Source organism: Kocuria sp. CPCC 205263 (genome assembly GCF_040981075.1).
Taxonomy (GTDB): Bacteria; Actinomycetota; Actinomycetes; order Actinomycetales; family Micrococcaceae; genus Kocuria; species Kocuria rosea.
The window spans coordinates 1-596 of record NZ_JAVKPV010000060.1 but is presented as its reverse complement, the minus strand read 5'-3'; the positions used below and the strand labels follow the sequence as shown (position 1 = coordinate 596).

The window sequence follows — 596 nt, the reverse complement described above, 5'->3', positions numbered from 1 at the left end:
GGCCCGCACCGACACCGAGTCGATGCTGGCTCGGGACCAGTCGATGATCTGCTCCTCGGACAGCTCCTCGAGTACGGCCCGGTGGAGCTGTTCCCAGACCCCGGCCTGCTGCCACTCGCGCAGCCGCCGCCACGCGGTGTGCCCGGACCCGCAACCCAGTTCCACGGGTAGGTCCCGCCACCGGCATCCGGTGTGGAGCACGAACAGGATGCCTTCCAAGGCAGCCCGGTCATCGATCCGGGGCCGCCCTCCGGGCCTTCGAGGCGGTGGCTGAGGCGGGATGAGTGGGATGATCAGCTCCCACAGCCGGTCATCGACCATCCATTGGTGCTTTCTCGTGGCCATGCGGGCATGGTCACCCACCCGGGCGACGACGAGCAACGATCGACCGAGTTATGAGACCAGGTGTTAGCCATCTTGGCGTCGACGTTTCTCGTGTTGCGTCTCGTCCAGGCGCCACGCCCCCCATTTGACAAGCAGGTGAGTCAGGAGCGCTGGAGCTGGTCATTGACCTACGTCACCAAAAATCGAAGCGTGTCGGCTGATCCTGGAGTCAGGACTGCGGCGGATCTGGCCGCATGCTCAGAGATCGAGAT

General features: G+C 64.9%; 2 protein-coding genes. One reads left to right on the top strand and one right to left on the bottom strand.

What is annotated here, in order from left to right; translation table 11 throughout:
• Positions 1 to 345: IS5 family transposase (locus RF647_RS19120; RefSeq protein ID WP_368813114.1), on the bottom strand; the 345-nt coding region annotated here is incomplete at its 3' end.
• 60 nt (positions 346 to 405) lie between these two features.
• Between RF647_RS19120 and RF647_RS19115 the strand changes: the two genes are divergently transcribed.
• Positions 406 to 596 (top strand): hypothetical protein (locus tag RF647_RS19115; protein ID WP_368813113.1); only part of this gene is annotated, 191 nt, incomplete at its 3' end.